At 71.0% G+C, this 26,560-nt stretch carries 24 protein-coding genes; 16 read left to right on the top strand and 8 right to left on the bottom strand.

The genetic code is table 11. The annotated features are described in order from the left end of the window. Positions 1 to 75: 75 nt before the first annotated feature. Positions 76 to 672 carry a Pvc16 family protein gene (locus Athai_RS23240; RefSeq protein WP_203963453.1) on the bottom strand — a complete coding sequence of 199 codons (597 nt, stop codon included), beginning with the start codon at positions 670 to 672 and terminating at the stop codon, positions 76 to 78. Between the two features lie 211 nt (positions 673 to 883). Here Athai_RS23240 and Athai_RS23235 point away from each other — a divergent pair, with 211 nt between their 5' ends. From Athai_RS23235 to Athai_RS23185, 12 genes are all read left to right on the top strand, one after another. Beyond that, a complete protein-coding gene (locus Athai_RS23235; protein WP_203963452.1) occupies positions 884 to 2,449 on the top strand; it encodes a phage tail sheath family protein in 1,566 nt (521 codons plus the stop codon). Between the two features lie 72 nt (positions 2,450 to 2,521). After that, complete coding sequence (locus Athai_RS23230; protein ID WP_030449761.1) at positions 2,522 to 3,016, top strand: phage tail protein; 495 nt, start codon at positions 2,522 to 2,524, stop codon at positions 3,014 to 3,016. 25 nt (positions 3,017 to 3,041) lie between these two features. Beyond that, a complete protein-coding gene (locus Athai_RS23225) occupies positions 3,042 to 3,458 on the top strand; it encodes an RING finger protein (protein ID WP_239157115.1) in 417 nt (138 codons plus the stop codon). Then, positions 3,452 to 3,625: a DUF6760 family protein gene (locus Athai_RS35375; RefSeq protein ID WP_420829840.1), complete on the top strand. Its 174-nt coding sequence runs from the start codon at positions 3,452 to 3,454 to the stop codon at positions 3,623 to 3,625. Before Athai_RS23225 ends, Athai_RS35375 begins: the two co-directional genes overlap by 7 nt. A 2,149-nt stretch (positions 3,626 to 5,774) precedes the next feature. After that, entirely contained in the window at positions 5,775 to 6,323 is a 549-nt protein-coding gene (locus tag Athai_RS23220) for a hypothetical protein (protein ID WP_203963451.1), read from the top strand. A gap of 9 nt (positions 6,324 to 6,332) precedes the next feature. Beyond that, a complete protein-coding gene (locus Athai_RS23215) occupies positions 6,333 to 6,806 on the top strand; it encodes a phage tail protein (RefSeq protein ID WP_203963450.1) in 474 nt (157 codons plus the stop codon). A 239-nt stretch (positions 6,807 to 7,045) separates the two neighbouring features. Then, complete coding sequence (locus tag Athai_RS23210) at positions 7,046 to 8,167, top strand: phage tail protein (RefSeq protein ID WP_203963449.1); 1,122 nt, start codon at positions 7,046 to 7,048, stop codon at positions 8,165 to 8,167. After that, the gene (locus Athai_RS23205; RefSeq protein WP_203963448.1) at positions 8,167 to 10,047 is read left to right on the top strand and encodes a phage baseplate assembly protein V; all 1,881 of its coding nucleotides are present in this window, start codon (positions 8,167 to 8,169) and stop codon (positions 10,045 to 10,047) included. The genes Athai_RS23210 and Athai_RS23205 overlap by 1 nt, the downstream gene beginning before the upstream one ends. A 23-nt stretch (positions 10,048 to 10,070) precedes the next feature. Then, the gene (locus Athai_RS23200) at positions 10,071 to 10,493 is read left to right on the top strand and encodes a GPW/gp25 family protein (RefSeq protein ID WP_203963447.1); all 423 of its coding nucleotides are present in this window, start codon (positions 10,071 to 10,073) and stop codon (positions 10,491 to 10,493) included. Beyond that, entirely contained in the window at positions 10,490 to 12,445 is a 1,956-nt protein-coding gene (locus Athai_RS23195) for a putative baseplate assembly protein (RefSeq protein WP_203963446.1), read from the top strand. Before Athai_RS23200 ends, Athai_RS23195 begins: the two co-directional genes overlap by 4 nt. Then, on the top strand, positions 12,445 to 13,002 hold the full coding sequence (locus tag Athai_RS23190; protein ID WP_203963445.1) for a phage tail protein I: 558 nt from the start codon (positions 12,445 to 12,447) through the stop codon (positions 13,000 to 13,002). Before Athai_RS23195 ends, Athai_RS23190 begins: the two co-directional genes overlap by 1 nt. A gap of 693 nt (positions 13,003 to 13,695) precedes the next feature. Beyond that, positions 13,696 to 14,649 (top strand): NADase-type glycan-binding domain-containing protein, encoded by a 954-nt coding sequence (locus tag Athai_RS23185; RefSeq protein ID WP_203963444.1) that lies wholly within the window; start codon positions 13,696 to 13,698, stop codon positions 14,647 to 14,649. Positions 14,650 to 14,710: 61 nt separating this feature from the next. Here Athai_RS23185 and Athai_RS23180 read toward each other — a convergent pair whose 3' ends face one another. Beyond that, positions 14,711 to 15,418 (bottom strand): FadR/GntR family transcriptional regulator, encoded by a 708-nt coding sequence (locus Athai_RS23180; RefSeq protein WP_203963443.1) that lies wholly within the window; start codon positions 15,416 to 15,418, stop codon positions 14,711 to 14,713. A 70-nt stretch (positions 15,419 to 15,488) separates the two neighbouring features. Next, entirely contained in the window at positions 15,489 to 16,583 is a 1,095-nt protein-coding gene (locus Athai_RS23175) for a mechanosensitive ion channel family protein (protein ID WP_203963442.1), read from the bottom strand. Positions 16,584 to 16,837: 254 nt separating this feature from the next. Here Athai_RS23175 and Athai_RS23170 point away from each other — a divergent pair, with 254 nt between their 5' ends. Genes Athai_RS23170 through Athai_RS23160 form a run of 3 tightly spaced genes read left to right on the top strand, consistent with a single transcriptional unit; the run spans position 16,838 to position 19,375 of the window. Next, positions 16,838 to 17,455: a hypothetical protein gene (locus tag Athai_RS23170; protein WP_203963441.1), complete on the top strand. Its 618-nt coding sequence runs from the start codon at positions 16,838 to 16,840 to the stop codon at positions 17,453 to 17,455. Further along, positions 17,421 to 18,710, top strand: coding sequence for a sensor histidine kinase (locus Athai_RS23165; protein ID WP_203963440.1), 1,290 nt, complete (start codon positions 17,421 to 17,423; stop codon positions 18,708 to 18,710). Before Athai_RS23170 ends, Athai_RS23165 begins: the two co-directional genes overlap by 35 nt. Continuing rightward, on the top strand, positions 18,710 to 19,375 hold the full coding sequence (locus Athai_RS23160) for a response regulator transcription factor (RefSeq protein ID WP_275422531.1): 666 nt from the start codon (positions 18,710 to 18,712) through the stop codon (positions 19,373 to 19,375). The genes Athai_RS23165 and Athai_RS23160 overlap by 1 nt, the downstream gene beginning before the upstream one ends. Before the next feature lie 183 nt (positions 19,376 to 19,558). Here Athai_RS23160 and Athai_RS23155 read toward each other — a convergent pair whose 3' ends face one another. From Athai_RS23155 to Athai_RS23140, 4 genes are all read right to left on the bottom strand, one after another. Next, a complete protein-coding gene (locus Athai_RS23155; RefSeq protein ID WP_239157113.1) occupies positions 19,559 to 20,338 on the bottom strand; it encodes an alpha/beta hydrolase in 780 nt (259 codons plus the stop codon). A gap of 159 nt (positions 20,339 to 20,497) precedes the next feature. Next, complete coding sequence (locus Athai_RS23150) at positions 20,498 to 20,896, bottom strand: DUF3224 domain-containing protein (RefSeq protein WP_203963438.1); 399 nt, start codon at positions 20,894 to 20,896, stop codon at positions 20,498 to 20,500. 22 nt (positions 20,897 to 20,918) lie between these two features. After that, complete coding sequence (locus Athai_RS23145) at positions 20,919 to 21,797, bottom strand: Vgb family protein (RefSeq protein WP_203963437.1); 879 nt, start codon at positions 21,795 to 21,797, stop codon at positions 20,919 to 20,921. Continuing rightward, positions 21,794 to 22,453 (bottom strand): CatB-related O-acetyltransferase, encoded by a 660-nt coding sequence (locus Athai_RS23140; protein WP_203963436.1) that lies wholly within the window; start codon positions 22,451 to 22,453, stop codon positions 21,794 to 21,796. Before Athai_RS23140 ends, Athai_RS23145 begins: the two co-directional genes overlap by 4 nt. Before the next feature lie 215 nt (positions 22,454 to 22,668). Between Athai_RS23140 and Athai_RS23135 the strand changes: the two genes are divergently transcribed. After that, on the top strand, positions 22,669 to 25,389 hold the full coding sequence (locus tag Athai_RS23135) for a helix-turn-helix transcriptional regulator (protein WP_203963435.1): 2,721 nt from the start codon (positions 22,669 to 22,671) through the stop codon (positions 25,387 to 25,389). A 511-nt stretch (positions 25,390 to 25,900) separates the two neighbouring features. On the opposite strand, the gene Athai_RS23130 is transcribed toward Athai_RS23135, so the two are convergent. Then, entirely contained in the window at positions 25,901 to 26,470 is a 570-nt protein-coding gene (locus tag Athai_RS23130; RefSeq protein ID WP_203963434.1) for a TetR/AcrR family transcriptional regulator, read from the bottom strand. Between the last annotated feature and the right edge of the window lie 90 nt (positions 26,471 to 26,560).

Genomic DNA, 26,560 nt, shown 5'->3' with positions numbered 1-26,560 from the left:
CCAGCCAACCGGGCCGGAGCCGCCGGAAGCAGGAGGTGTGGGGTACCCGGCGGGGAAGGTTCCGTTGCCCGAAGGTCACGGTCCCTCGATGACGGCAGGACGCTGTGGCCGGGGTGTCGTCGCTGCCGGAGACTGCTGCGATCGCAGCGCGACCCGCCTCGGCGACGGTGCAAGTTCGGCGTCGGCCTCGGGTACGAGGGTGGCGAGCACGGTGAGGGCAAGAGCGGTGTGCGCCGCCGGGCGGGCCGCCCACCAACCGGTTCCGACCGGCCGGTCGGGACCCTGCGGCGCGCAGCGCACCACGACCGGATACCCGTTGGCCAGCCTTCCGTCGAGGTACTCCGGCGGCAGCGCGAGGGTGCTTGCCGCGGCGACAAGGACCTGTCCGAGCAACTCGTGCTCGCGCCGGGCGGTCTGCGCCCACGCCGTCAACAGGTAGTCGAACCGGTACCTGCGCGGCGCCGGCAGCCGGGCGACCACCCGGCCATCGTCATTGCGCACGCTGCTGCCACCCGCCGGTGCACCGTCGGGGTCCTCGCGGATTGCGTACAGCCAGGCGTGCACCACCGGGGCCGGGCCGGGTGTCGCGGGCGGGTCGAGCACGATCGCAACCTCCTGGGGCAGCATCCGCGCAAGCCAACGCTCCAGCGCGGTGTCCAGGTCGGCGATCACCCCCCGATCGTCACCGAGCGGCGTGCCGGCTGCCTGCCCCGGCGGGCAGACAGGCGAGCGTCGTCGATGCCCGTCCGGGCATCGGCGGTGGCCCGATCGGAGGCCCGTGCGTTCGGTACGGCCCGCGGGCCCAGCTGCGATGCTCGCCCCACCCGGCAACGCTGCGGCGTCCCGGTCGCGCTCCGACAACTTCGACCCAGTGGGGTGTCCGATGGCGGCGACGTACCTGTCTCCCGGTGTCTATGTCGAGGAAGTCTCCTCCGGCTCACGACCGATCGAAGCGGTCGGCACCGCTGTTGCCGCCTTCGTCGGCTTCGCCGAGAAAGGCCCGGTTCACGAGCCGACCCTGATCACCAACTGGACCCAGTTCACCCGAACCTTCGGTACCTTCCTCGACGGCGCCTACCTGCCACTCGCCGTCTACGGCTTCTTCCTCAACGGCGGCGGGTCGGCCTATGTGGTCCGGATCGGCGCCGGGATGGTGGGTAACGCGGCCAACTCCGGCGATGAGCCGGCCGCGCTCACGGCTGGCCATGCCACCGCGAGCCTGCCGGCAAGCACAGGAGACAAGACGGCGCTGCGGGTACGGGCGCTGCAGCCGGGCCCGGCCGGCCGGGCACTTGCCGTGCTGGTCGAAGCGGCGTCCACGCCGTCGGACGGGACGTTCACGTTGACCGTCAAGCAGGGCGACAAGGTGGTCGAGACCTTCGCCGACGTGACCGTCAAGCGTGGCGCGACCAACGTGGTCACCGCGGTCCGGCAGCGCTCGAAGTTGATCGCGGTCGAGGAGACCAAGGGCGGATCGTTGGTACCGCGCCAGGGCGCCGAGGTGGCGCTGTCCGGCGGCGACGCCGCTCCCGCGGACAACCGGCTCGACGCGGCCGAGTACGTCGGGGATGTCGGCGACCGGACGGGCTTTGCCGGACTGGAGGCCCTGGAGGACGTCACCATGCTGTGCGCGCCTGATCTGATGAGCGCCTACCAGCGTGGCGCGCTCGACGACGACGGGCTCAAGGCGGTGCAACTGGGGATGATCGCCCACTGTGAGCTGATGGGGGATCGGGTCGCGATCCTGGATCCGCCGCCCGGCCTCAACGCCCAGCAGCTCAAGGAGTGGCGCAACGTCGTGGCCGGCTACGACTCGAAGTACGCGGCGCTCTACTGGCCCTGGATCAGGGTCATGGACCCGGCGCAGGGCAAGCCGATCCTGATGCCGCCCAGCGGGCATCTGGCCGGAGTGTGGGCACGAAGCGACGAGACCCGTGGCGTGCACAAGGCCCCGGCGAACGAGGTGGTGCGCGGTGCGCTGACGCTGGAGCTTGCCATCACCAAGGGCGAGCACGACCAACTCAACCCGATCGGCGTCAACTGCATCCGGTTCTTCCCAGGGCAGGGCATCCGCGTGTGGGGGGCGCGCACCCTCTCCAGCGACGCCGAGTGGCGCTACCTGAACGTGCGTCGTCTGTTCAACTGGGTGGAGAAGTCGATCCTGCTGGGTACCAACTGGGTCGTGTTCGAGCCCAACGACGCCGCGCTGTGGGACACCGTCGGCCGAGTCATCACGATGTTCCTCGGCCGTATCTGGGCGACCGGTGCACTGATGGGCAGCAGCTGGGCGGAGGGCTTCTACGTCAAGTGCGATGCCGAGAACAATCCGCCGGAGAACCTCGACGCGGGCGTACTCACCGTCGACATCGGCCTGGCACCAGTCAAACCGGCCGAGTTCGTGGTCTTCCGCCTCTCCCAACTCGCACAGGGTGCGGCGCTGGAGGAGTGAGCGTACCCCGGTCGTTCGGCATCCGATGCCGGCGCCGTGCCGTCGCCCCGTCCACCGCAAAGGAGTCATCTGATGCCAGGACCACGCCAGATCGCCCGCCCCGGTGCCCACACAGAGCTGCTCAGCGCCGCGATCTTCCAGTTGGAGATCACCGGGATGTCGACCGTCAACTTCGCTGAGCTCGGCGCCATCAACATGGAGACCACCACGGGCGAGTATCAGGCGATCGGGAAGAAGGGCATCGAGCACGCGAAGCTGTTCGGTGCGCAGAAGCCGCCGACCGTGACGCTCAAGCGTGGCCTGGACAAGGACCTCACGATCTGGACCTGGTACCAGATGGTGCGCACCGGCTTGGAGACGGCCTACAAGACCTGCACGCTGAAGTTCTTCCGGCCGATGGACCCGTATCCGGGCGGGCCACCCGGACTGCAGTACATCCTCCAGAACGCCTGGCCGTCCAAGATGAACATCGGATCGATGAAGTCCGGTACCAGCGATCTGGTGATGATGGAGCTGACGTTGATCTGCGACAACATCATCGACCCGAACGCCAAGGCGTCGTTCTGAGCCGATCTCGGGAGGTGCAGTCGTCATGGCGCGAGGCGTGCAACGCGCTCCGGGACAGCTGATGGACCCGTCCCTGCGCACCGAGTACCCGTTCGTGCTGCCCCGGGGATACCGTGACCGCAACGGATCCCTGCACCGAGACGGCGTGTTGCGGCTCGCGACCGCGCGGGACGAGATCGCGCCGCGCACGGACTTTCGGGTACGGCAGAACCCTGCCTATCTGACCGTCGTGCTGTTGGCGCGCACCCTGGTGCGCCTCGGCACCTACGAGCCGGTCGACACCGACGTCGTCGAGGGCCTGTTCGCCTCGGACCTGGCCTTTCTGCAGGACCTGTACCGGCGGATCAACCAGCAGGGGCACACGGAGGCGGACGTCGCGTGTCCCGAGTGCGGGCACGAGTTCAGCGTCGACATCGGCGGTGATGCCACGGGGGGATCCTGACGTACGCGACCGATCAGCTGTGGGGCGAGATCGCGTACGTCGCCTTTCATCTCCACTGGAGCCTGGACACCATTCTCGATCTGGAGCATCCGACGCGCATCCGCCTGTTGGCCGAGCTGGACGTGCTTGCCGGCCGCGGTGGCGGCACGGCGTGGGGATCAGTGTGAGCCGAGATATCGGGAGGAGGCAGGGGCATGCGATGGCCGTTCACCGGTCGGCGTGCAACGACAGCGGGCGCCGGCACCGGCGTGCATCCCGCTCGGGCGTGGGCGAGGCTTGCTCCTCTAGTTCCGACCGCCGGTGCCCTGACGCCGACGATCGGCTTTCAGCCGCCGGTGCCTGCTCTTTCGGCGGCGGACCCGCCGATGCGGGCACTCCCACCGCTGGGCCGGTCCCCGGCCGGCACGGTGGGCGGTCTGGCTCGGCCGGCCGTACCGGATGAACCGATCGAGACGGTCGCCGCGGTCGAGCGCCGGGCACCGGACGGGTGGCGACGCTCGCGTCACCCGGTCGTCGCCCATCCAGCCGGTCGGCATGACCTGACCGACGCTGGTGACCGCTGGGTCGGTGCACCGCGCCCGCCGGATACCGTCCGCGGCGTCCGGGTAGACGATCAGGCCGGGCCTGACGAGGACGACCCGGTCTGGGACGAGGACGACCCGGTCTCGGCAGCGGCGAACCACGACACGTCGCTCTGGGTACAGGGCGAGCCACCGCTGATCCCGGTACCGGTCGACCAGGACGTGACCGGCCCGCTCCCTCCGCCGGATCCGACACCGGGCCCCGTCGCCGGGATCTGGCCTGAACCTGCACCGGATCAGGACTTCGACCAGACCGATGACGAGTCGTCGGGTGAGCCGGCCTGGCTGGACCTGCTGCGAACGTTGGACCAGCAGGACGAGGCCCGCCGAGCGCACCGGAACGACCAGATGCCCGGCCCGCGGGCGAGCCTCGGCCAGAGCCGGCGCCTTGGTCTGCACTCGACCGCCCGTCCGCAACAGCGGACCCCGTCGGTCCCAGTGGCAGACGCACCTGCAACGGCTGGCACGGATGCGCCATCGGCACCGGCTCGGGGGCCGAAGCCGCCCGCTGCGGATGCGGGAACCGTTGCTGTGCCACATCACGACACGACACACCGCGCGGAGGCCGTGCCGCAGCGCGCCACCCTCGCATCCGGCGCCGACGGACCTCCGAACACCGCCGTCCCACCGGACCCGGCCCCGGTGCCGGATGCCGAAACCGCGCCGAAGGGCGAAACCGCACCGGATGTCGGCCCGCCCACGGCAGACGCGACACCGGATGTCGAACCCATACCGGATGCCGGCGCGGATGCCGGTGTGGGGCCTGATGTCGAAGGGGTACCGGCCGCCGATGCCCCGCCGGGAACCGGCGCGGTGCCGGAGGCCGAAGCGGTGCCGAACAGCGAGCTACGACGAGACCTCGGCGCCCAGGTCAGGTCGGCGGCCGGAGCCCGTTTCGCGGACACCGATCCGACGGTGCCGAACTCCGACGACCCGCTTCCCCGCCGATCGCCGGAGGGTAGGGGGCGTCCCTCCGCGCCTCGCCAGCACCCTGCGGCGACCATTGCGGCCCCCTTTCCCGAGACGGTTCCCGGGCCACCGGGCGCCGAGCGGACCGGTCCGGAACCCGTCGAGCCGGCCGCCGGCCCGCGTCAGACCGTGCCGGGTATGCCCGGCCGTCCTGCAAGCACCAGGCGCCCAGCAGAACCGGTCGATCCGATGCCGCTCGGTGGACGGGAGCGGCGTCGCACCGCACGGGTGGGCGCACCGACCACGAGCGCCACCTCCGAGCGGCAGGCACGACCCGATCGGCACGCACCATCGCCCCGTACGGACCTGTCGCACACCGGTACAGCGCCGGCGGTCGGCTTCGGTCCCGCTTCTTCGAATCCAGCCGGTGCCGGATCGATTGCCTTGCCCCGGCTCCGTCGCCAGTACGATGGCATCAAACACAGCCCGGGAGCCTCCAGCGGCGCGCCAGCAGGCCCGCCGGAAATCTTCGAACGGGATGCTTCCCCGTCGATGCCACTTCGCGCCACGGCCCCGGCGATCCGCGTGGACGGCCCCGACCGGGTGCCAGGTGTTCATGTCTCCCAGCTTCAGACGCAAGGGAGTGGAGCTCGCCGCGCGCTACCGAGCATACCGGCCGGCAGGTGGCCACGATTCCCGTCGGAGCCGGAACTATCGGCCCGCCCGAACGATCGACACCCCAACGGCGGCGTCCGGTGATCCCGCGATCCGACGGGAGCCGGGTACCTTGGCCCAGCGGTGGGGGCCCAACCGCGCCAATGCGCTGTTGGCGGCGGCCACCCGCCCCGATCCGCAACCCCCTGGCCCGGACCGCTGGGATGTCTCCGAATCCTTCGGCGACCCGGCCGCAGGCCGCAGTGGCGGGTCGCCCGTCCCCGTCCCGCTACAGACACTGGCCGAGCCCGCGCCCGATCTCGACGAGCTGCGGGAGTTGCTGCACCGCGAGTTCGGTGACCCGCCGGCGGCTGCCGACCCGTTGCCCGGGTGGGCCGCACCGACGGTTCCGGGCCCCCCGGAAGTGCCCGCCGCCGTGACGGGGACAGAGGTTGAGCTCGCCGCCCTCGCCCAATCCGTCGGCGAGCTTCGCAATCAGGTCCTGGACATCCGCACCGACGGGGTCGCGGCGCGAGCCGACGCCACGGCACTGCGCGGTCAGCTGGACCGACTCACCGACGCGCTGGAACGCCAGCCAGTCGACACCGGCCCGGCCGACCTGGAGGAGCTGACCGATCGGCTGTATCCGGGCCTGTTGGGCCGGCTTCGCCACGAACTGCTGGTCGACCGCGAACGCCGCGGCTGGCTCGCCGATCAATAGGGAGTTTCGATGGTCGCTGTCGTGGCATCGCCGCAGAAACACACCACGATGGGCACCGCCCATCACTTCTTCGTACACCTCGACCGCAGCGCCTACGACCTGGGTTCCTGGCAGAAGGCCAGCGGGCTCAAGGTCAGCTGGCAGATGTGTGAGTACCGCTCGGGCGACAGCAACCATGTGCGCCAGTACCCGGGCAACCCGAGCTACGAACGGATCCGGCTCAGCAGGGTGGCCTGCCCCGACTCCGCCGTGGTACGACGCTGGCTCGCGTCGCTGTCGGCCGAACACGACCCGATCAGCGGCGTGATCCAGATGCTGAGCTCCGACCTCAAACCGATCATCGAGTGGACCCTGCGCGACCTGTTTCCGGTGTCCTGGTCGATCGGTGAGTTCGACGCGGGAGGACCCAAGGCCATCGTCGAGACGCTGGAACTCGCGCACACCGGCTTCCTGGACGACAGCGTCAAGTACCGCAGGAGCTGAGTTGTGGACAAGCGATCGCACAGCCGAGGGGAGCGGCGATGACCGTCACCGTGGGTAGCGTGCCACCCGCCCGGAGCGACCCCGCAGGATCGGTCACTGCCGGACCGACGCCGACGACCGGCACTGCCTCATCGGCTGATGGCGGCACCCAGGCACCGGGCTCACCCGCGTCGGGGACCGCAACCGATGCCGCGACCGGCTCGTCGAGTTCGCGTCGGAGTACCGCACTGGGCCTGTCGATGCGCTTCGCCGTCAAACTCGACAACACCCATCTCGGAGAGTGGCAGTCGTGCAGTGGGCTGTCGGTGAACTTCAACCCGCAGGCGGTTCGCACCGGCGGTGACCACCTACACCAGTACTACCTCACCGGGCAGCTCGAGTACGGCACGATCACGCTGGCCCGTGCGATGAACGGACGAAGCTCGCCGCGCCTGCAGGCTTGGCTGCACGAGGTCACCAGTGGCTGGTCGGCCGGTGTGATGGACGAGGATCGCACCGCCACCGTGACGCTGCTGGACGCGGACCGCAAGATCGTGGCCCGGTGGGAGTTGCGGGGTGTGGTGCCGGTCGCCTGGACCGGTCCGGATCTTGCCGCCGGCACCAACGCCGTCGCCATCGAGAAACTGCAGCTACGCCACCAGGGGTTCCTCGGCGGCATGCTCGGCGGATCGGCGGGCTCCTCGACGGCGGGGCCGGGCCGCAGCGTGATCACCCTGAGCGATCAACGAACCGAGCAGCGAGTGGAGTTCCGGTACAACGCCGAGTCGATCAGCGTCAGCCGCTCGACCCAGCGCTCGGAGAACAAGGACGCCAGCGGCGCCAAGGTGCAGGTCGAGGCGAACCAGACGACCTACAGCGTCAACAACCTCCGGCTGGTGGGGCCAGACACCGAGATGTACGTGGAGCGCCTGTTGGCGTTCGCGACGCCGCGTGCTCAGGAGTCCGAGCCGGGCGCGTCGATGAACCCCCAGGTCTTCCGGCCACCGCAGCTGTCGTTTCGGTGGGGCGCCTTCGACCATCTGGTGGTCATCGACAAGCTCGGTACCACCTACGATCGGTTCGACGGATCGGGACGTCCGGTCCGCGCGACGGTCAGCCTCACCCTCAAGGAACAGAGCCCGGCCGACGCGGCGACGCCACCTGACGCTGGGCCGCCGGCCGTGGAACAGTCCGCGGTGGCCGGTGCGGCCGCCGCGGACACGACCGCGACGGATCCGGGCGACGATGAGTCGGCGGCCACCCCGGAGGCGAGCGCCGCCTCCCCGGCTGCCGACGAGGGTGGCGACGCCGAGGATCGTCGACCCCAGCCGGGTCAGGACGTGCGCACCGGGCTGGCCCAACGGCCCGGAGGGCGGCTCTGATGAGCACGCCAACCGCACCGCTGGACGGCACCGCCTTCGCGCATCCGGTGATCAGGACGGGCATGGAGGCGGCGGTGCTACCCGCGGCGGCCGCGGACCGGATCCGGCTCGTCGCGGTCGACTCGCATCTGACGGTGCCCGACATGTTCGAGATCAGGTTCCGGGATCCCGACGGTGCGGCACTGCGCATCGCCGGGCTCGCACTGGGCACCCCGATTCAGGTCTGGGGGCCCGACACAGCCGGTGGTTCGCACCGACTCATCGCCGGGGAGATCACCACGGTGGAAGGCAGCTTCGTCGAGTCGAGCGCGACGACCGTCGTACGCGGCTACACGCTGGACCACCGGTTGCAGCGGGCCCGCCGCACCCGGACCTTCCTCCAGCAGAAAGACTCCGAGATCGCCCGGCAGGTGGCCACCGATGCGGGCCTTGCGGTAGGGAGGGTGGATGCCACCCCCGACCCGGTGCACTACGTCGTGCAGGCCAATCAGACCGACTGGGAGTTCCTGTGCCAACGGGCCCGCGAGATCGGCTACGAGCTGGGGGTGGCCGATGACGGTTTCTACTTTCGCCGCCGATCGACGGTGGACACCGCAACACCGTTGCGGCTGCGCTACGGCGCGGAGCTGCGCCGGCTGTTCCCGCGTGTCACTGCGGGAAACCTGGCGCCGCAGGCAGAGGTGCGGGTGTGGGATCCGCTTCGGGCGACCACGGTCTCGGCCCAGCATGAGGTGGCCAACGCCGGGGCCACTACCGTCGCCGGCCCCCGGGCAGCCCGCTTCGCGGGTGCGTTCGTCCCACCGACGCGCGGGCCCGAACCGGCACACCGCGGCGTGGCCGACGATCTGGGACCCGCTCCCAACCCGCAAGCCAACGTCGTCACCACCCTTGCCCTGCCGCTGCCCGGCGGCAGTGACGCGGCAGCCGCCACCGCCGCCCGCTCCGCTGCCGCCCGATGGGGAAGCACCCAGGCGGAGGCGGACGGAGAGTGCCTGGGGGATGCGCGCATTCAGGCCGGATGCGTGGTACAGCTTGACCGATTGCCCGGCACGTTCGCCGGCCGCTGGCTTCTCAGCGGTGCCCGGCACATCTTCGATACCGAAGTCCTCGGCTACCGCACGAGCTTCACCGCCAGCGGGACGCAGGATCGCTCTCTGCTGACGCTGGCCCGAGCAGACCCGTGCCGTCGCGACAGCGCCGCCACTGTCGACGGGGTGGTGTGTGGGGTGGTCACCAACATCAACGATCCCGAGCAACTCGGCCGAGTGAAGGTCAGCCTGCCATGGCTCTCACCCGCACACGAGTCGGACTGGTCGCCGACCGGGCAACTGTTCGCCGGCACAGCGGAGGGCGCGCTCTTTCTCCCCAGCCCCGGCGACCAGGTCCTGGTGGCATTCGAACACGGTGACGTGCGCCGCCCGTACGTGCTGAGCAGCCTCGCGAGCACACGCACCGGATACGGACTCGCCGGCGGCAGGCGCGGCCGACCCGGCAACGGCGGCGTTCATGCGGCCGGCGAGTCCGGCGCCGTGGCCCGGCGCGGGCTGATCACCCCAGCCGGCAACGTCCTTGCCTTTCACGACGAGGTACCACCCAACGGCAAGGGAAAGCCGCTTGCAGCAGACCTGACGCTCGGCTCGGCAGATGGCCAGATCGGCCTGTGCCTGGACCAGGTGGCGGGGTCCGTGGCGCTGCGCTGCAGCCCGGACCGGCCCGGCCTACTGACGATCGAGTGCAACGGCTCGATCGAGATCAGGTCGGGCGCGGCGGGCACGGTGACCATCGACGGCGGCTCCCGATTGATCCTCAAAGGCAAGACCGTCGAGATCGACGGCGCCGGGCCGGTCGCGGTCAAGGGCAAGCCGATCCAGCTCAACTAGTCAAGCCAACGCGAGGAGGAGCCGTGAAATCCGACAGCATCGGAACCGGTTGGGTGTTCCCACCGCGGGCACGAGCCCACGGCGCCATCGCCGTCAACAGCGGGGTGGAGCGGGTGGAGCAAGCGATGCGCATCATTTTGTTGACCTACCCCGGTGAGCGGCAGATGCGGCCGGACTTCGGCTCACGGTTGCGTGACTTCGTGTTCGCCGAGATGAGCGTCGACACCGCCGGCCGCATCGCCACCGAGGTGCGGGCCGCCCTGTCGCGCTGGGAACGGCGCGTACAGGTGCGGGAAGTCTTCGTGGAACCGGCCGTCGATGAGGCCGCCGGCCTGTTTCGCATCGACATCCGCTACCGGCTCGCCGGTGAGCCCGATCGCAGCGTCGTGATCGATTTCGACAGCTTGGAGGAGAACACCGGCGTGGAAAGAAGCGGCGTCCGATGAGCCTGCCCTTGCCGAATCTCGATGACCGTCGGTTCGATGACCTGGTTGCCGACGCACGCCGGCTGATCATGCAGCGTTGTCCGGAGTGGACGGACAGGGGACCGGCCGATCCAGGCATCACCCTGGTCGAGGCGGTGGCGTTTCTCACCGACCAACTCCTGTACCGGCTCAACCGGGTGCCGGACCGGTTGTTCGTGAGGTTCCTGGACCTGATCGGGGTGCGACTGATCCCCGCCACTGCTGCCCGGGCCACCGTCACGTTCTGGCTCGCCACGCCGGCCCGTGCTCGGCTGGTGATACCGATCGGGACGCTTGTCGCCACCCAACGCACCGGCGCACAGGCGCCGCTCGTGTTCTCCACCGGTGCCGAACTGGAGGTCACCCCGTGCGCACTGTCGACGCTGCGGACGCGCTCAGCAGGCGCGGGCGAGTCGGTCGAGCAGACCCAACGACTGGAGCTCGGTACCCCGGTTCCTGCCTTCTCAGCGATGCCGGTACCGGACGACACGCTGTTGCTGGGCGTTGATGCCGAGGTACCCAGCGCCGCGGTACGCATCGACTTCGAAGGCCGGGTGGAAGGCATCGGGGTCAATCCGGTACATCCGCCGCTGGTATGGGAGGCCCGCTGCGCCGACGGCTGGGTCGAGTGTGCGGTGGGGCTCGACGAGACGGGTGGCCTCAACCACCCGGGGGCCATCATCCTGCACGTTCCCCCGGGGCACCGGCAGAGCCTGATCGACGGGCAGCTCGCCGGCTGGCTGCGGGCACGGGTGGTCGACCCGGCCGAGGGCCAACCGCCATACCACAGCAGCCCGCTGATCGAGGGGCTCGCCGCCTCCACCGTCGGCGGCACCGTTGAGGTCTTCCACGCCGAGGTGATCGACGGGGAGGCGGTCGGCACCTCCGACGGCACACCGGGCCAGTGGTTCACGCTGTCGCGTTCCCCGGTGCTGGCCGGGTTCGGCGCCCCAACTCTGCAAACCGGATCCGATCGCGGTTGGCGGGATTGGATCCAGGTCGAGCACTTCGCCGACAGTGCTCCCACCGACCGGCACTTCGTGTTGGACGCCCTCAGCGGCCGGGTCCTGTTCGGCCCGTTGGTGCGCCAACCCGACGGCACGACCAAGCAGTACGGCGCGGTGCCCGAGCGCGGCGCGGTCGTCCGGATGCTTCGCTACGCGGTGGGTGGTGGCAGCCACGGTAACGTCGCGGCCGGCGAGATTCGTGCCCTGCGTTCCTCCATCCCCTTCGTGTCGGCGGTGCAGAACCGGCAGCCGGCCCAAGGTGGCGTCGACGCCGAGTCGCTGGAGCAGGCGAAGGTGCGGGGGCCGATTCTGCTGCGCAGCCGCAACCGCGCCGTCACCGCCGAGGACTACGAAGAGATCACTCGCGAAGCCGCGCCGGAGGTGAGTCGGGTGCGCTGTGTGGTGGCCGGTGAGGCTGGCGTGCACGCCGGCCAGGTTCGGGTACTCGTGGTACCGGCCGCGCCCGACCGCCGTGGGCACCTCAGGCTGGAGGATCTCATCCCGGCAGAGGACACCCTGGCGCGCATCGCCGAACGGCTGCGGCAGGTCGGTGTCCTGGGTGTGCAGGTCATGGTCGAGCCGCCGCTGTATCGCGGGGTGACCGCGGTTGCGAGATTGGTCGCGCGGCCGAGGACCGATGCGGAACGACTCCGCGAGGACTCGTTGGCCGTGCTGTACCGGCTGCTCAGTCCGCTTCCGGGAGGCGGCCCGCACGGACATGGCTGGCCGTTCGGAAGGCCGGTCCAGGTCGGCGAGGTGTTCGCCGCGCTGGAGACGGTGCGTGGAGTGGATCTGGTGGAGGATCTGCGGCTGTTCGCCGCCAACCCGGTGACCGGCACTCGCGGCCCAGAGGTCGGTCGCGTCGACCTGGAACAGCACAGCCTGGTCTTTTCGTTCGAACACCAGGTGAGGATCGAGGGCAACTGATGCGTGGCACCGTCCCCGGACTCACCACACCGTACCCGCTGCGGGCCTTCCTACCCTCGATCTACCAGGACGACGACTTCACGATGCGCTGGGTCTCGGCGTTCGACGAGGTGATCGCGCCGGCTGCGCTCAGCCTGGAGTGTCTCGAGTCCTACCTCGACCCGCGGCTGGCCCCACCCGACTTCCTGCACTGGCTGGCCGACTGGGTCGGCGCCGTGACCGACGAGACCTGGGACGACCGCACCCAGCGCGACGCCGTACTTGCCGCGGTGCGAATCCACCGCTGTCGCGGCACGGTGGCAGGGCTGCGGATGCTGCTGGAGACCGCGACCGGTGGCCGGGTGGAGATCGTCGACACCGGCGGGGTTCACGTGTCTTCGATTCCCGGCGCCGAGGTCCCCGAACCCGGCGGACGGTTGAGCATTCGGGTCACGCTGGCGGACCCGGACTCGGTCTCCGTCCCGCTTCTCGACGCCTTGGTCCGCGGCGCGAAACCGGCCCACGTCCTGCACGAACTGGAGCTGCGACGCGATGATCATCTGCACCCGATGCGGTAACCACAACCAGGACGCCGATGCTTTCTGCGGCTCCTGCGGCGCATTCCTGGAGTGGACCGGCGAGCGCGTCACGCCGAAGGTCTCCGCGGAGGTGATCGACGAGGCCGTGGCAGAGCCGCACGCCGAGCCGCCGGGCCTGCTGGCACGGATCGCCAACGTCTTCTCACCGACCACGCAGACCGTCGACCGGCCCGGGCTGAGCTTCAAGGCACCGCCGGAGCCGCCCAGCTCCACCGGCGGTGCAGCCAGCACCGCCGGCGCCCAGACGGCGCCGCCCCGCCCGCCATCGAGCCCGGCTCCGAAGCCTCCGCCCCCTCCGCCGCGACCGGCCGAGGCAGTTGCCCCACCGCCCCGGTTCCCGCGCCTGCCCCGCCTCCGCCGCCACCGCCGCCACCGGGCGGCGGCGTGCCGCCCCCGCCACCGCCACCGCCACCGCCCCCGCCACCGGCACCGGCACCGGCACCGGCACCGGGTGGGGCTACCTCGCCCGCGCCATCCGGATCGGCCGTTGTGCCGCCCCCGCCCCCGCCTCCGCCGTCCCCGGGCCGCTCGGCGCCGACGGGGCCGGCAGCACCGGCGCACAGCCGGGCGGCATCGACGCCGTCAGCCGGCCCAGACGCGGGCGAGGAGCTGGGCGACGATGACGCGGCGAGGTTCCGGGCCACCCTGGCGGGCCGAGAGGCGAGCCAGCTGGTGTCCGCCGTCGGCCCGGCCCATTCCGCCGCGGCTGAGCAGCCCGGCCCCGGATCGCAGGCCGAACGCCCCACACCAGTACCAACCGACGACTCGCCCGGCAGCGTGGTGCCGCAACGGCCGCAGGCCCGTTTGACGCCGGTCCAGAAGACCAAACCCAGCCGGCGGCTTCGTCCCGGCGATCTGATCTGTGCCGAATGTGGCGAGGGCAACGCACCGACTCGGAAGTTCTGCAGCCGCTGCGGCACCGCGCTCACCGAGGCGCTGCCGGTACGCCGGCGATGGTGGCAGCGGCTGTCACCGCATCGCGGACCACGGGTTCTCGCTGCCGGTGCGCGGCGCGGCTCAGGCGGGCAGCGCGACATCCGTGCCGCCCTCCGTCGGCTGTACCGCCGGGCGGTCACGATCGCCGGGATTCTCGGTGTGCTGGTCGGCCTGACCTACGTTGCCTATCCGCCTCTGCGCAACAGGGTCAACGGGATCGTCGCGCCACGGGTCGAGGCGGCCAAAGACCGCGCCTGGGGGATGGTGCATCCGACCTACGTGCCGGTCCACCCGTCGACGGTGTCCGGAACGACGGGGCGGCACGGCCATCCGCCGGCCGATGTCGCCGATGGGTACAGCAACACCGCGTGGGAAGTCGTCTGGACGCCGAACAGCCCGCCCACGCTGACGTTCGATCTGGGGCGCCGGGTGAGCCTTACCCGGCTGGTTCTCACCGCCGGCACCGTCACCGGCTACGCCGACCATGACCGGCCTGCACAGCTACATCTCGTCTACTCGAACCGGCAGTCGGACACCCTCACCGTCACCGACCAGGCACGACCGCAGACCTTGACGCTGTCCCACGCGGCCGGGGTCACACAGGTCGAGGTCCAGGTAACCCACGTGTACCGATCACAGCACGGCAGCGACGTCGCGATCAGCGAGATCGAGTTGTTCGCCAAACAGTGAGCGCGAGTCCGGTGGCCCAGCGAGTTCGGCGAAGGACGCGGCCCGCCGTGGTGGCCCGCGGTCAGTTGGCGGCGTCGTCGGACCACAGCGGACCCGCGGTATCTGTCGGCGCCAGCAGCTCTGCCTGCCCAAGCTCGGCAAGCAGCTGCCGCACATGAAGGCACATCGTGTTTGCGGCGCGCTGCGGGTCCCCCGACTCGATGGCCTGGGAGATCTGGCGGTGCCAGTACCCGCTCCGCCGAGGGGCGCCGGCAACGCTCAGCGACACCCGTGCGCACGCGCTGGCCGTCGGCAGCAGCGTCAGGTACGTCGACAGGAGGACCGGATTGTGGGTGGCCTGCGCGAGCTCCTGATGAAACGCCAGTTCGCTTCGGACGCTCGCCTCCATGTCGTCGTCCGCTGTCTCCACCCGGATGGACAGCGCCCACATCCGTCGAATCTCCTCGTGGCTGGCCCGGCGGGCCGCCAGGGCGGCCATCGCCGGGCCTACGACCTCACTGGTCTCCAAGAAGTATCGAATCAACTCAGGACGACGCGGGTCCGCCGGCACGCTCGTGCCGGCTGGTTCATCCCCAGGGGTCCCCGCCCAAGTCGTCATGCCCGGCTCCTTCTCGACCATGCTTCGGCCGACCTGGAAGCGGCACCACGCTAGTTGTCCGATCGATGCCCCGGTATCCGGCAAACGGACGATCCGGGCCGATGGGTTCAGCGTCTGGACCGCCGGTCCGTCGGGTAGAGCGGCGAGACCCAGACGCGTGGTGTCGAGCACGTGCGGGAGCGGGGCAACCCGGACGGCGAGGAAGGCCGGTGGCCCCACCATCGCTCGGGTAGCTGGGCCGCTACCGCCGGGGGTCCGTGGCCGCCGGGTCGTCCAGTTCGGGCCGCCGCTGGTTCGGCGTCGGCGGCGCGGGCTGGTTGGCCAGCACGACCGTGCGGATCGGGAACGGGATCTCGATGCCCTCCACCCCGTACCGGCGGTGCAGACGCTTGATGAACTCGTGGGTGACCAGGTACTGGTCGCTGAACTCCTGGCAGCGCAGAATCACGTTGAACTCGATGCTGGAGTCGCCGAACGTGTGGTAGCGGATGGATGGCTCGTGGTCGGGTACGCCGCCCTCGACGGTGCGCATCACGTCGTCACCGACTTCGACGGTGACCCGCTCGACGTGGTCCAGGTCGCTGTCGTAGGCGACGCCCACCGGCACCAGCACGGACATCGGTGACATGGGGCGCTGGTAATTGGTGACCAGCGCGTCGGCGAACCTGGCGTTGGGCACGATGACCAGGTTGTTGCCGAGTTGGCGGATGGTCGTGTTCCGCCAGTTGATGTCCTCGACGTAACCGCCTTCGCCGCTGTCGAGCTGGACATAGTCACCGGGCTGCACCTTCCGGGACGCCAGGATGTGGATGCCGGCGAACAGGTTGGACAGGGTGTCCTGGAGCGCGAGGGCGACCGCGAGGCCGCCGACTCCCAGCGCGGTGAGCAGCGGCGTGATCGACACCCCGATGCTCTGCAACAGCAACAGCAGGCCGAGGGCCATGACCACGACCCGGGTGACGTTGACGAAGATGGTGGCCGACTGCGCGACACCGGAACGCCCCAGCGCCACCGTACGCACCACGCCACCCGCGCTGCGCGCTACCGCCAGCGTCACGGCCAGCACCACGGCAGCCACCAACGCCCGGCCGAGCAGTACGCGCACCGACGAACGCGCGTCGAACTCGTGGAGCGCCAGCCACAGCCCGGTGCTGACGGCGGCGATAGCGGCCAGGTCGCCGATCAGCGCGAGGCCGATGTCGTCCCACGCCCACCGGGTCTGGTCGGCCCGCCGCTTGAGGTAGCCGAACACCAGCCGCGTCAGCAGCGCGACCAGTATCCCGCCGATGATGTACCCGCCCGCGAGGAGCAGATGTTCGGTCGAACTGCCTCCCATCGCCGCGCGTACCTCCAGGTCTCGGCCGTCACTGATGGCCGATCGTAGGGCAGCACAGAGATCGCGGTCGATGTGGGTACGCCGCCGGGTGCCCTCGCCATCTCCGCCCCGGGTGCTCGTCGGTGTGGGGCGACACGTCAGGTGTCGAGTCGAGCGGCTCTCCACCCCCGGTCTCCTCCCGGTAGGAGGAGACCAACCCGCCGATCGAACCGCGGACCGATGTCCGAGCCGGCCGCTCGCCCGACGATGGGGCCATGACCGCAAGCACCGTGCTCATCCAAGTCATCGTTCTGGCCGTGACCCTGGAGTCGGACCTGGGCCGACGCAAGATCGGATGGTTTCGGGTCCTGCGCCCCGTGATCAGCGTCGCGGCGATCGCCCCGTTCTTCTTCACGAGCGTCCCGACAAGCGGCAACAGCGTGATCCTGCAGAGTGCGGGGGCAGTGCTCGGGCTCGGCATCGGAGCGGTGTCGGTGTCGGGTGCCTTCGTCTCGATCGAGCATGAACCGCGATACCGGGGGTGGCTGGCTCGGCTGACCCACCGCCCCGCGGTACCCGCCATGATGAGCCGATGCGGCATCGGCTACGCGGTGATCTGGGCGGCGGTCAGCGTCGGCCGCCTGGCCTTCGCGTACGCCTCGGAGCACATCTTCCCGGCCGCGATGGGCACGTTCATGGCCGCGCACCAGTTGAGCCCGGACGCGTTGGCGAACGCGTTCATCTTTCTCTCGTTCGGGATGGGGATCGCCCGCAGCGCCCTGCTGGTGGGGCGGGCCTACGTCGCCACACGGTCGGCATCGGCCGTGCCGGCGGCGCAGCCGGCCATACTGGAACCCGATGGCACCCACGTTTCTGCGGCCACCCGACGGTGACGAGCCCGTGCACGTGACCGCAGCGCCGCCCCGCCCTGGCCCGCGCCGGTTGGCGGGGCTGCGCCGTTCCGACATCGGGCTGGTCGACCTGATCCCGCACCACGTGGTGCGCGTCAGCGCCGGTCTGGCCGCACTGGCCGCTACGGTCGCCGCCAGCGTCGCCGGCATGCATCACCCGGCGCCCGGTTGGGCGGCCTGCGCGGGCGTGGGTATCGCGCTCGCCGTGGTCGGCTGGTTGGGGTGGCTGTGGGCCAAGCCCGGCGGCTGGCTGTTGCCGGGAGCCCTGGTTCTGATGGCCGTCGGCGGTGGCGTCGCCAGCGCCGTCACCGTCAACGCGGTGGTGTTCGCGGCGGTCGCGGCCAGCGGAGCGGCCCTGTCGTTCGACCTCGGCACCGCCGCGCTGTTGGCCGGTGTCGGCCCGGTCTGCTTCGTCGCTGCCGCCGCAGCGCACGGCGACCTGCCCGGGCGGTTGCTGGTCGTGGCGGTGGCGTGCCTGGCGGGGTTGCTCAGTTCCACCGGCCGGCGACAGATCATCCTGCGTACCCGGCAGGCCGCCAGGGTCGCGGCAGCCGATCAGCGCACCGACCTCGCGCGCCGGGAGGCCCAACTCGCCGAAGATCGCAACCGGATGGCGCGGGAAGTTCACGACGTGTTGGCGCACACGCTCGGTGCGCTGTCGATGAAGCTGACCGCGCTGGAGTCGCTGGTGGCGTCCGGCGTCGACGTGGCCCGCCTGCGCCAGGAGATCGAGATCAGTCACCGCTTGGTGGGGGAGGGCCTGGACGAGGCGCGGCACGCGGTCCACGCGCTGCGCGAAGACCCGACCCCGCTGCCGGCGCGGTTGGCGGAACTGGCGGCACTGCACCAGGCCACCTTCCGCCATTCCGGTCCGGACACCGCGATCGCGGTGGAGGTCGGGCTGGCGCTGTACCGGGTGGCGCAGGAAGCGCTGACCAACGCGCACAAACACGCGCCCGGAGCGCCGGTCACCATCGGTCTGATCGTCGATCCCAACGGGGTGATGCTGACCGTCTCGAACCGCCGGGCAGTGCGCACCGGCGATACCAGAATCGGCGCGTCCGGTGGCGGCTTCGGCCTCCAAGGCATGCGGGAACGGTTGCTGCTGGTGGGCGGTCGGCTGCGGGCCGGGCCGGTGCCCGACGACGGCTGGCAGGTCGTCGCCCAGGTACCGTCCCTCCCGACCGGTGCCCCACCGCGGTCTCTCCCGACCTCGTCGACAGAGCGGAACATCTGATGCACAGCGGCCCTCGCAGGATCGTCATTGCCGATGACCAGCGCATCATCCGCGACAGCTTGGAGACCATCCTCGGCGCCATGGACGATGTCGATGTGGTGGGCACGGCACAGGACGGCGCCGAGGCCGTCGAACTGGTGGAGCGGCACTCGGCCGACCTGGTGCTGATGGACCTGCGCATGCCAGGGATGGACGGTGTCGAGGCCACCCGCACGCTACGCCAGCGCCGGCCCGACACCGCCGTGGTGGTGCTCACCACCTACGTCGACGACGAATCGGTGACCGCGGCGCTGGCGGCCGGAGCCACCGGGTACCTGACCAAGAACGCCACGGTGGCCGACATCCGGCGCGCGCTCGACGCCGCCGGTTCCGGGCACTCCCTTGTGGACACTGCGGCGATCGCCCGGCTGGTGGAGTCGGCCAGCCGGCAACCGTCGCCCCAGGGCCGTCCAGCACGACACGCCGCACTGCCCGACGGCCTCACCGAACGCGAGGGCGAAGTGCTGGCTCTGGTCGCGCAGGGCCGATCGAACGCCGAGATCGGTGCCCAGCTGTACGTGGCGATGTCCACCGTCAAGACACACATCAACCAGATCTACACCAAGACCGGCTGCCAGAACCGAACGCAGGCCGTCCTCTACGCCCGCAACCACGGCATAGCCTGACCGTTCAGCAGCCGCCTGACCCTGTTCGCGCTGCCGCGGCTCCGATGCCGTAGCGACCTCCCCGCGATGCGGTCGGTTGTTGCCCGGGCCCGGCGACCCCAGCGTCGTGACCGGCGAGTGGGCTGCCGGCGGCAGCTCACGGCATCGGGGTACCTGCGGCCAGCGATCCAGGCGGTGACGCGGTCAGTCGGCGTGGACACCCTCCCGTCGCAGCCAGGCTGCGCACGCGGCCGTCCAGGACGCGGTGTGCGGTTCGCGCGCGATGGACTCGTGCGGTTCGCCGCCGTATTCCACGCCGTCGGCGAGGCCGATGCCGTGGCTGCCGCCCGGGTAGACATGCAACTCCACCGGTACCGCGGCGGCCGCCAGCGCCCGGGTCCACTCCAGGGCGTGGGACAAGCCCGGCGGGTCCTGGGCGGTGGCCCAGACGAAGGTGGGGCACACCGACGCGTCCACATGCTTGGCCGGGGACAGCTCGTCCTTGCTGGGCAGCAGGTCACCGAGCAGGTTCTCGACCACCGGCGGCGGCAGCAGGTCGAGGTCGGCCAGCGCGTAGGCCAGGATCGCGAAGTCCGGTCGGGGCGGGTCGGCGACGCCTTCCTCGATGGACAGGACCTGCCCGGTCATGAGCAGGCCGGCGAGTTGACCGCCCGCGCTTGAACCGATGACACCAACCCTGCCGATGTCGAGGCCGTGGTCGCCGTTGCGGATGTGGTCCAGTCCGGCCCGGGCGTCTTCGAGTGGGGCCGGGAACCGGTTCGGCAGCAGCCGGTAAGACAGGACGAAGGCGTGGATGCCGAGGCCGGACAGCCAGCGCGCGTAGCCTTCGCCCTCGTGCGGTGGAAGTTCCCGGAAGCCGCCGCCGGGCAGCACGAGCACGGCGGGTCGGGGGCCGAAGAACCGGCCCTCGGCGGGGTAGAGCGTGATCTTCTGGGAAACGGGCGTGGGAATGGTCGTAGCCACCTTTCGATGCGAAGTCGCCATGACGATCTGTCTGCCGCCGGCACGCGATGCTGCCTGGAACCATGGCCGCGAACGCCAGCTGGGCGCCTCCAGCCAGGGCGCTCGCAGCCGGTCCGGCCCGTGGGGCGTGGCGTGTGCTGCCGGGCCCGACTGGTGGCGTCAGTCGGCGTCGAGGGTGTAGGTGAGGGTGAGGACGCCGTGTCGGGCCTCGGTGGCATGGCCGGCCAGGCCGGCAAGTTCTGCCGTACCCGAGCGCGGGACGACGGTACCGAAGGTGCTCTGGTCCGTACCGTCCGCGAGGCCGCCGTGTTGGATCACGAAGGTGCCCCTCCGGCCGTCGAGTGTCGCCTGGATGTGTTCGGAGGCGACGTAACCGGCGCCCGCCGCGCCTTGGGCGGTGAGAACCTCGGCGACGCCGGTGCCGTCCAGCGCCCCGCGGTAGGTTTTGCGGATGGTGACCCTGGTCAGCTTCGGCCCCTCCGCGGGTTCGAGGTAGGGGCTCTCGTCCCAGTCGTCGATCTCGAACTCGGCGTCGATCGTTCGCGATGCGGTCGTCATGGCTTCCTCTGCTGGGTCGCTGTCAACGGGTGATGCGGGCGAGCGCGCCGATCTCCAGCGCCGCCCACAGCGCGCCGTCCGGGCCGAGGGTGATTCCGTGCGGTTCGGCGCCCGGGGTGGGCAGCTCGTACACCTGGATCAGGCCGTCCGCGGTGACCGAGCCGATGCGGTTGGCCGCCCATTCGGTGAACCAGTACCTGCCGTCGCCGCCGGCGGTGATGGCGTGCGGCTTGGCCGTCCGGTCGGGCAGCGGGACCTCCGTGATCGTGCCGTCCGGGTCGATTCGGCCGAGCTGGCCGGCCGCGATCTCGACGAACCACGCGGTTCCGTGCTCGCCAGCGGTGATGCCGACCGGCCCGGCAGCGGGCGTGGGCAGCGGGTGCACGTTTACCGTGCCGTCCGGCTCGACCCGGCCGATGGCGTTGGCCCGGTTGAGGGTGACGTACATGGCGCCGTCGTCCGCCACGGTGATCGCGGACGGGAACGCGTCGTCGACCGGGAGCGGGTACTCGGTGATCTGCCCGTCGGGCGTGATCCTGCCGATCTGGTTGGCAGCGGTCTCGGTGAACCACAGCGCACCGTCCGGCCCGGAGGCGATGCCGTACGGCCCGGAGTCCGGGGTGGGCAGCTGGAACTCGCGAACGGTTCCGTCGAGGGCGATCCGCCCGATCCGGTGTGCCTGGTACTCGGTGAACCACAGCGCGGCATCCGGCCCGACGGTGATGATCGTCGGGCCGCAGCCCGGTTCGAGCTGATGGCTGACGGCTCTCTCGCCGGGGGCCAGCCGACCGATGCTGCTGCCGGCGACCATGGTGAACCACAGCGCACCGTCGGGGCCGGCGGTGACCGCGTACGGGCCGTCGCCCGGCACCGCGTACTCCTCGATGGACACGGACGTCATGCGTTCTGCTCCAGGTTGTGCTCGACGGCGATGCGCTCGATGTCGACCGGGGTGCCGGCCATGATGACGCGGGCGTGCTCGGTGACCAGGGCGGCCGGCCAGTCCCACCAGGCGGCCCGGCGCAGGCGCTGGACGTCGGCGTCGTCGAACCGCTGGCGGATCGGCCGGGCCGGATTGCCACCGACGATCGTGTACGGCGGTACGTCCGTGGTGACGACCGAGCCGGCCGCGACGACGGCCCCGTCGCCGATGCGTACCCCGGGCATGACGGTGGCCTGGTGGCCGAACCAGACGTCGTGGCCGACGACGGTGTCGCCGCGGCTCGGCATCGCGGTCACGATGTCCAAAGTCCGTTCGGCCCACTCGCCGCCGAACATCGTGAACGGGAAGGTGGACGCGCCGAGCATCGGATGCTCGGCCCCGGCCATCAGAAAGCGCGTCCCGGCGGCGATCGCGCAGTACCTGCCGATGACCAGCCGTTCGGGGCCGTAGGCGTAGAGCACGTTGCGCTGCTCGAACCGGGTCGCGTCGTCGGGATCGTCGTAGTAGGTGTACTCACCGACGATGATCTTCGGCGAGCTGACCAGCGGTTTGAGGAACACCACCCGTGGGTGTGCGGCGAGCGGATGGATGGTCAACGGATCAGGTGACGACATGGGGCCTTCCTGTGCTTTCGTGTCGATCGGGCGGGTCTGTCCGGGCCTCTCGCCGGTCCGTCCAGACCCACGGGTCGCCCAGCGGCTGCCCGTTCGGGCTGGAGCTGCGCTACCGGTGCTGGCCATCACGCTAAGCGTGGATCGGCACGGTCGAATCCGTCACGGCATGAGTACTTGGCTCCGACGCAATGAGACACCCTGGGTACGGTGCGCGCATGATGCACGGACGCGCCGACGAGCTGACGGTCATCGACCGGCTACTTGCCGGGGCGCACGAACAAACCAGCGGTGTCCTGGTCGTCCGCGGCGAACCGGGCATCGGGAAGACCACGCTGCTGGCGTACGCCGCCGACGCCGCGGCGAGCTGGCGGGTACTGCGCGGTAGCGGTGTCGAGACCGAGATCGACCTGCCCTACGCAGGCCTGCACATGCTGCTGCGACCGGCGCTGGATCGCCTCGGCGCCCTGCCGGAGCCGCAGCGAAACGCGTTGCAGCGCGTGTTCGGTCTCACCGCGGCCCCCGGTCAGGAACCGGCGGACCGGTTGCTCGTCGGCCTGGCCGTCCTGTCGCTGCTGTCCGAACTCGCGGAGGACGGACCGCTACTGTGCCTGGTCGACGACGCGCACTGGCTCGACCCCGCGTCGACGCAGGCGCTCGTGTTCGCCGCGCGCCGGCTGGGTGCCGAAGGTGTCGTGATGATGTTCGCCGCCCGGGACACCGAAAGCGACGTCACCAGCTCCGAGCTGCCGCAACTGCGGCTCGGTGGCCTGGAACCGTCCGCCGCCGCCGCGCTGCTCGACGAACGGGTCCATGATCTGGCACCGGAGCTGCGCCGCCGGGTGCTGGCCGAGGCGGGTGGCAATCCGCTCGCCATCACCGAGTTGCCCGCCGCCGTGGCGGACCTCCGCGCCAGCGACGTACGAACACTGCCGGCGACGCTGCCTTTGACCGACCGGCTGCGAGAGGCGTTCGCCGGCCGGATCCGGAGCATGCCCGACGCCACCCGCGTACTGCTGGTCGTTGCGGCCGCACACGACACCGGCGAACTCGACGTCGTGCTACGGGCGGGAGCGCGGCTCGGGGCGGCGCCGGGCGACCTGGAGCCGGCAGAGCGCCTGGGGCTGGTCCGCGCGGATCCTGCCGCCGTGACGTTCCGGCACCCGCTGGTACGCGCAGCGGTCTACGAGACGGCCCCACACCGGTACCGTGTCGACGCCCACGCGGCGCTCGCCGCGACGCTGGACGGCCCCGACGACGCTGAGCGTCGTGCCTGGCATCGCGCCGCCACGGCAACCGACCCCGACGAGGACATCGCGGCGGAGCTGGAACGCAGCGCGGAGGCGGCGGCGGCGCGCAGCGGCTACGCGGCAGCGGTGTCGGCCCACGAGCGGGCGGCGCAGCTCACCCCGCCGGGCGAACGCCGCGCCGGCCGCCTTGCCCTCGCCGCCGAAGCCGCCCTCAACGGTGGCGATCTCCAAGCCGCGACCGACCTTGCGGACCGGGCCGCTGCCCACACCACGGATCTGGGCCTGCGCAGCCGGCTGGCCGGCGCGCAGGGTACCGCGGCGTTCTATCGCGGGTCGCTGCCCGAGGCGCGCCGCCTCCTGGTCAACGCCGCCTCAATGGTCGCCGCCGACGACCCCCGCCGGGCGGCCGACCTGCTCCTCGACGCCGTACACGTCGGCTGGTACCTCGGCGCGCCGCCGGTCACCGACGCTGCCGAACGCCTCGCCGCCCTTCCGCTGCCGACCGACGACCCGCTCTCGCATGTCGTACGACTGCTGGTGTGGTGCGTCCGGGACGCCGTCGACAACCCGAGCCCGGACAGCCTCACGGAACTCGTCGCCCGAGCACGCGACACCGGGTACGGAGGACCCGACGGCCTCATCCTCGTCGCCGCCACCGCTCTCCAAGCGACCGGACAGGACGCCGAGGCACACCGCGTCGCGACACGCATGCTGCGTAACCACCGGGAACGAGGCTGGCTCGGCCAGCTACCGCCCGTCCTGTCCTGCGTGGCACGCTCGCAGCTGTTCCACGGTCAGCACCTGGCGGCCCGCGACGCCGCGGAGGAGGGCGTACGCATCGCCCGTGCCGCCGGACACGACACCCTGGCCACCGACCTCAGCGGCGTGCTCGCCGTACTGGCCGCGTTTCGCGGTGACGCCGAGGCATGCCGCGCCTACTCCGACGACGCGCGCGCCGCCCCCGGGCCGGACCTGCTGGCGCCTGGCCTGGCGTGGGCGCACTGGGCGGACGGTCTGCTGCACCTCGGATCCGGCCGCTGGGACCGCGCCCTTTCCCGCCTCGACGCCCTCAGCCGGTCGCCGGCTCGCCACCACCTGCCCGGCAGGCGCAGCATCCCCGACCGTATCGAGGCAGCGACGCGGCTCGGTCGAACGGCGCACCTCGGCGACGCCCTCGCCTACCTGGCCGAGTGGGCCGACCGCGTCCGGCAACCCTGGCTCGACGCGGTGGTCCTGCGCTGCCGGGCGATGCTCGCGCGCGACAGCGACGCCGACGACCTCTACCGCGCCGCGATCCAGCGGCACGAACCCGACAACCGCGGATTCGAACGAGCCCGCACCCACCTGCTGTACGGCGAATGGCTGCGCCGCTCCCGCCGAAAGGCCGATGCCCGCACCCACCTGCGCGCGGCGCTCGAGGTATTCGAACCCCTCGGCGCCGCACCGTGGGCGGCGCGGGCTCGCGGCGAACTCGGCGCCGCCGGCGGCGCTGTCGCCCCGGCTGATCCGGGTAACACGACCGTCCTGACCCCGCAGGAACAGGCGGTCACCCGACTCGCCGCGCAGGGACTGTCCAACCGCGACATCGCCGCGCAGCTGTTCCTCAGCCCCCGCACCGTCGCCAACCACTTGTACAAGGCGTTTCCCAAACTCGGTATCGCCACCAGAACCGATCTGCCGATTCCATGACCGAGGTGGCCCGCTCCGGACCTACCTGACGGATGGCTCGACGGCGCGGTGCGCGTGTTCGCCCGGATCGCCAAGGGTGCCGCGCATCTGGTCGTCGCGTGGCTGGTCCAGAACGGGGGGCTCGACTGGCCCTGGCGGCCGTCCAAGCGGCCCAGCGCGCCGGCCCCGGCCAGCGTAACCGGCACTTGTCCCGGCGCCGGGTGTCTCGCCGGCGAGTGTCCGGTGTCGACGGCGGGCCAGACGGAGCAGCGGCGCAGCAGGTAGGCGGTGCCGAAGGCGACGGTGTAGCGGCCGGCGAACTCGGCGCCGCAGATCGCTCGGGCGCCGCAACCCGACCCGTGGGATCACTGGTGCACAAGCGATCCGCAACGGCCGGCCGGGTTCGGGGCCGCCAGTGCTGGTTGGTGGTCGGGTGCCGTCGCCCCGAGCCGGCAGGATGACGCCGGCGCTCCACACGATGCCGCCGGACCGCCGGGGGGCGGCCGCCGCCGGGCCGGCGCGTGGTGGGCGGTCAGAGCAGTCGGTCGACCAGCCCGTCGATGTACTCCGGGGTGAACGGGACCATGTCGAACAGGACGCGGACGTACATCGGCGCCAGGAGATGGTCCAGCACGTCGAGCGCCTCGGGAGCGTCCTCGCCGCGTGCGCGGGCGCGGTCGAGCACGGACTGCAGCTGCCGGGTGCGTTCGTCGCGGAGTGCTTCGGCCGCCCGCGCGCCGCGTTCGCCACTGCCGGACAGCGCGACGGCCAGATGCAGCACGACGGGCCCATCGGGGCCGGTGATCTCGCGGGCGACCTGGGCGGCGTACGTGCGAAGGTCGCTGGCCAGGCTTCCGGTGTCGGGCATCGGTGACTGCGTGTTGAGGCGGGTCAGCGCCACGTCGGTGAGCAGGGCCTCCAGGCTGCCCCACCGGCGGTAGATGCTGCTGTCGGCCACGCCTGCCCGGGCTGCGACGTCGCCGACGGTGAAGTTGCCGTACCCGCGGTCGCCGATCAGGTCCGTGACGGCCCGGTGCACCTGCGCGCCGACGCGGGCGCTGCGCCCGCCGGGACGGCGCCGAGCTTGCTGTCGCTCGTTCATCCCGTCACCTTAACGCAGTTCTCACTTGCGTTTGCGGGTCGGTCTCCCTACAGTCGCACTAACGCAGTCATCGACTGCATTAGTGTGACC

Origin of the sequence: Actinocatenispora thailandica (genome assembly GCF_016865425.1) — a bacterium.
GTDB lineage: Bacteria > Actinomycetota > Actinomycetes > Mycobacteriales > Micromonosporaceae > Actinocatenispora > Actinocatenispora thailandica.
The sequence above is the reverse complement of the archived record's forward strand: the minus strand, read 5'-3'. Positions and strand labels throughout refer to the sequence as shown.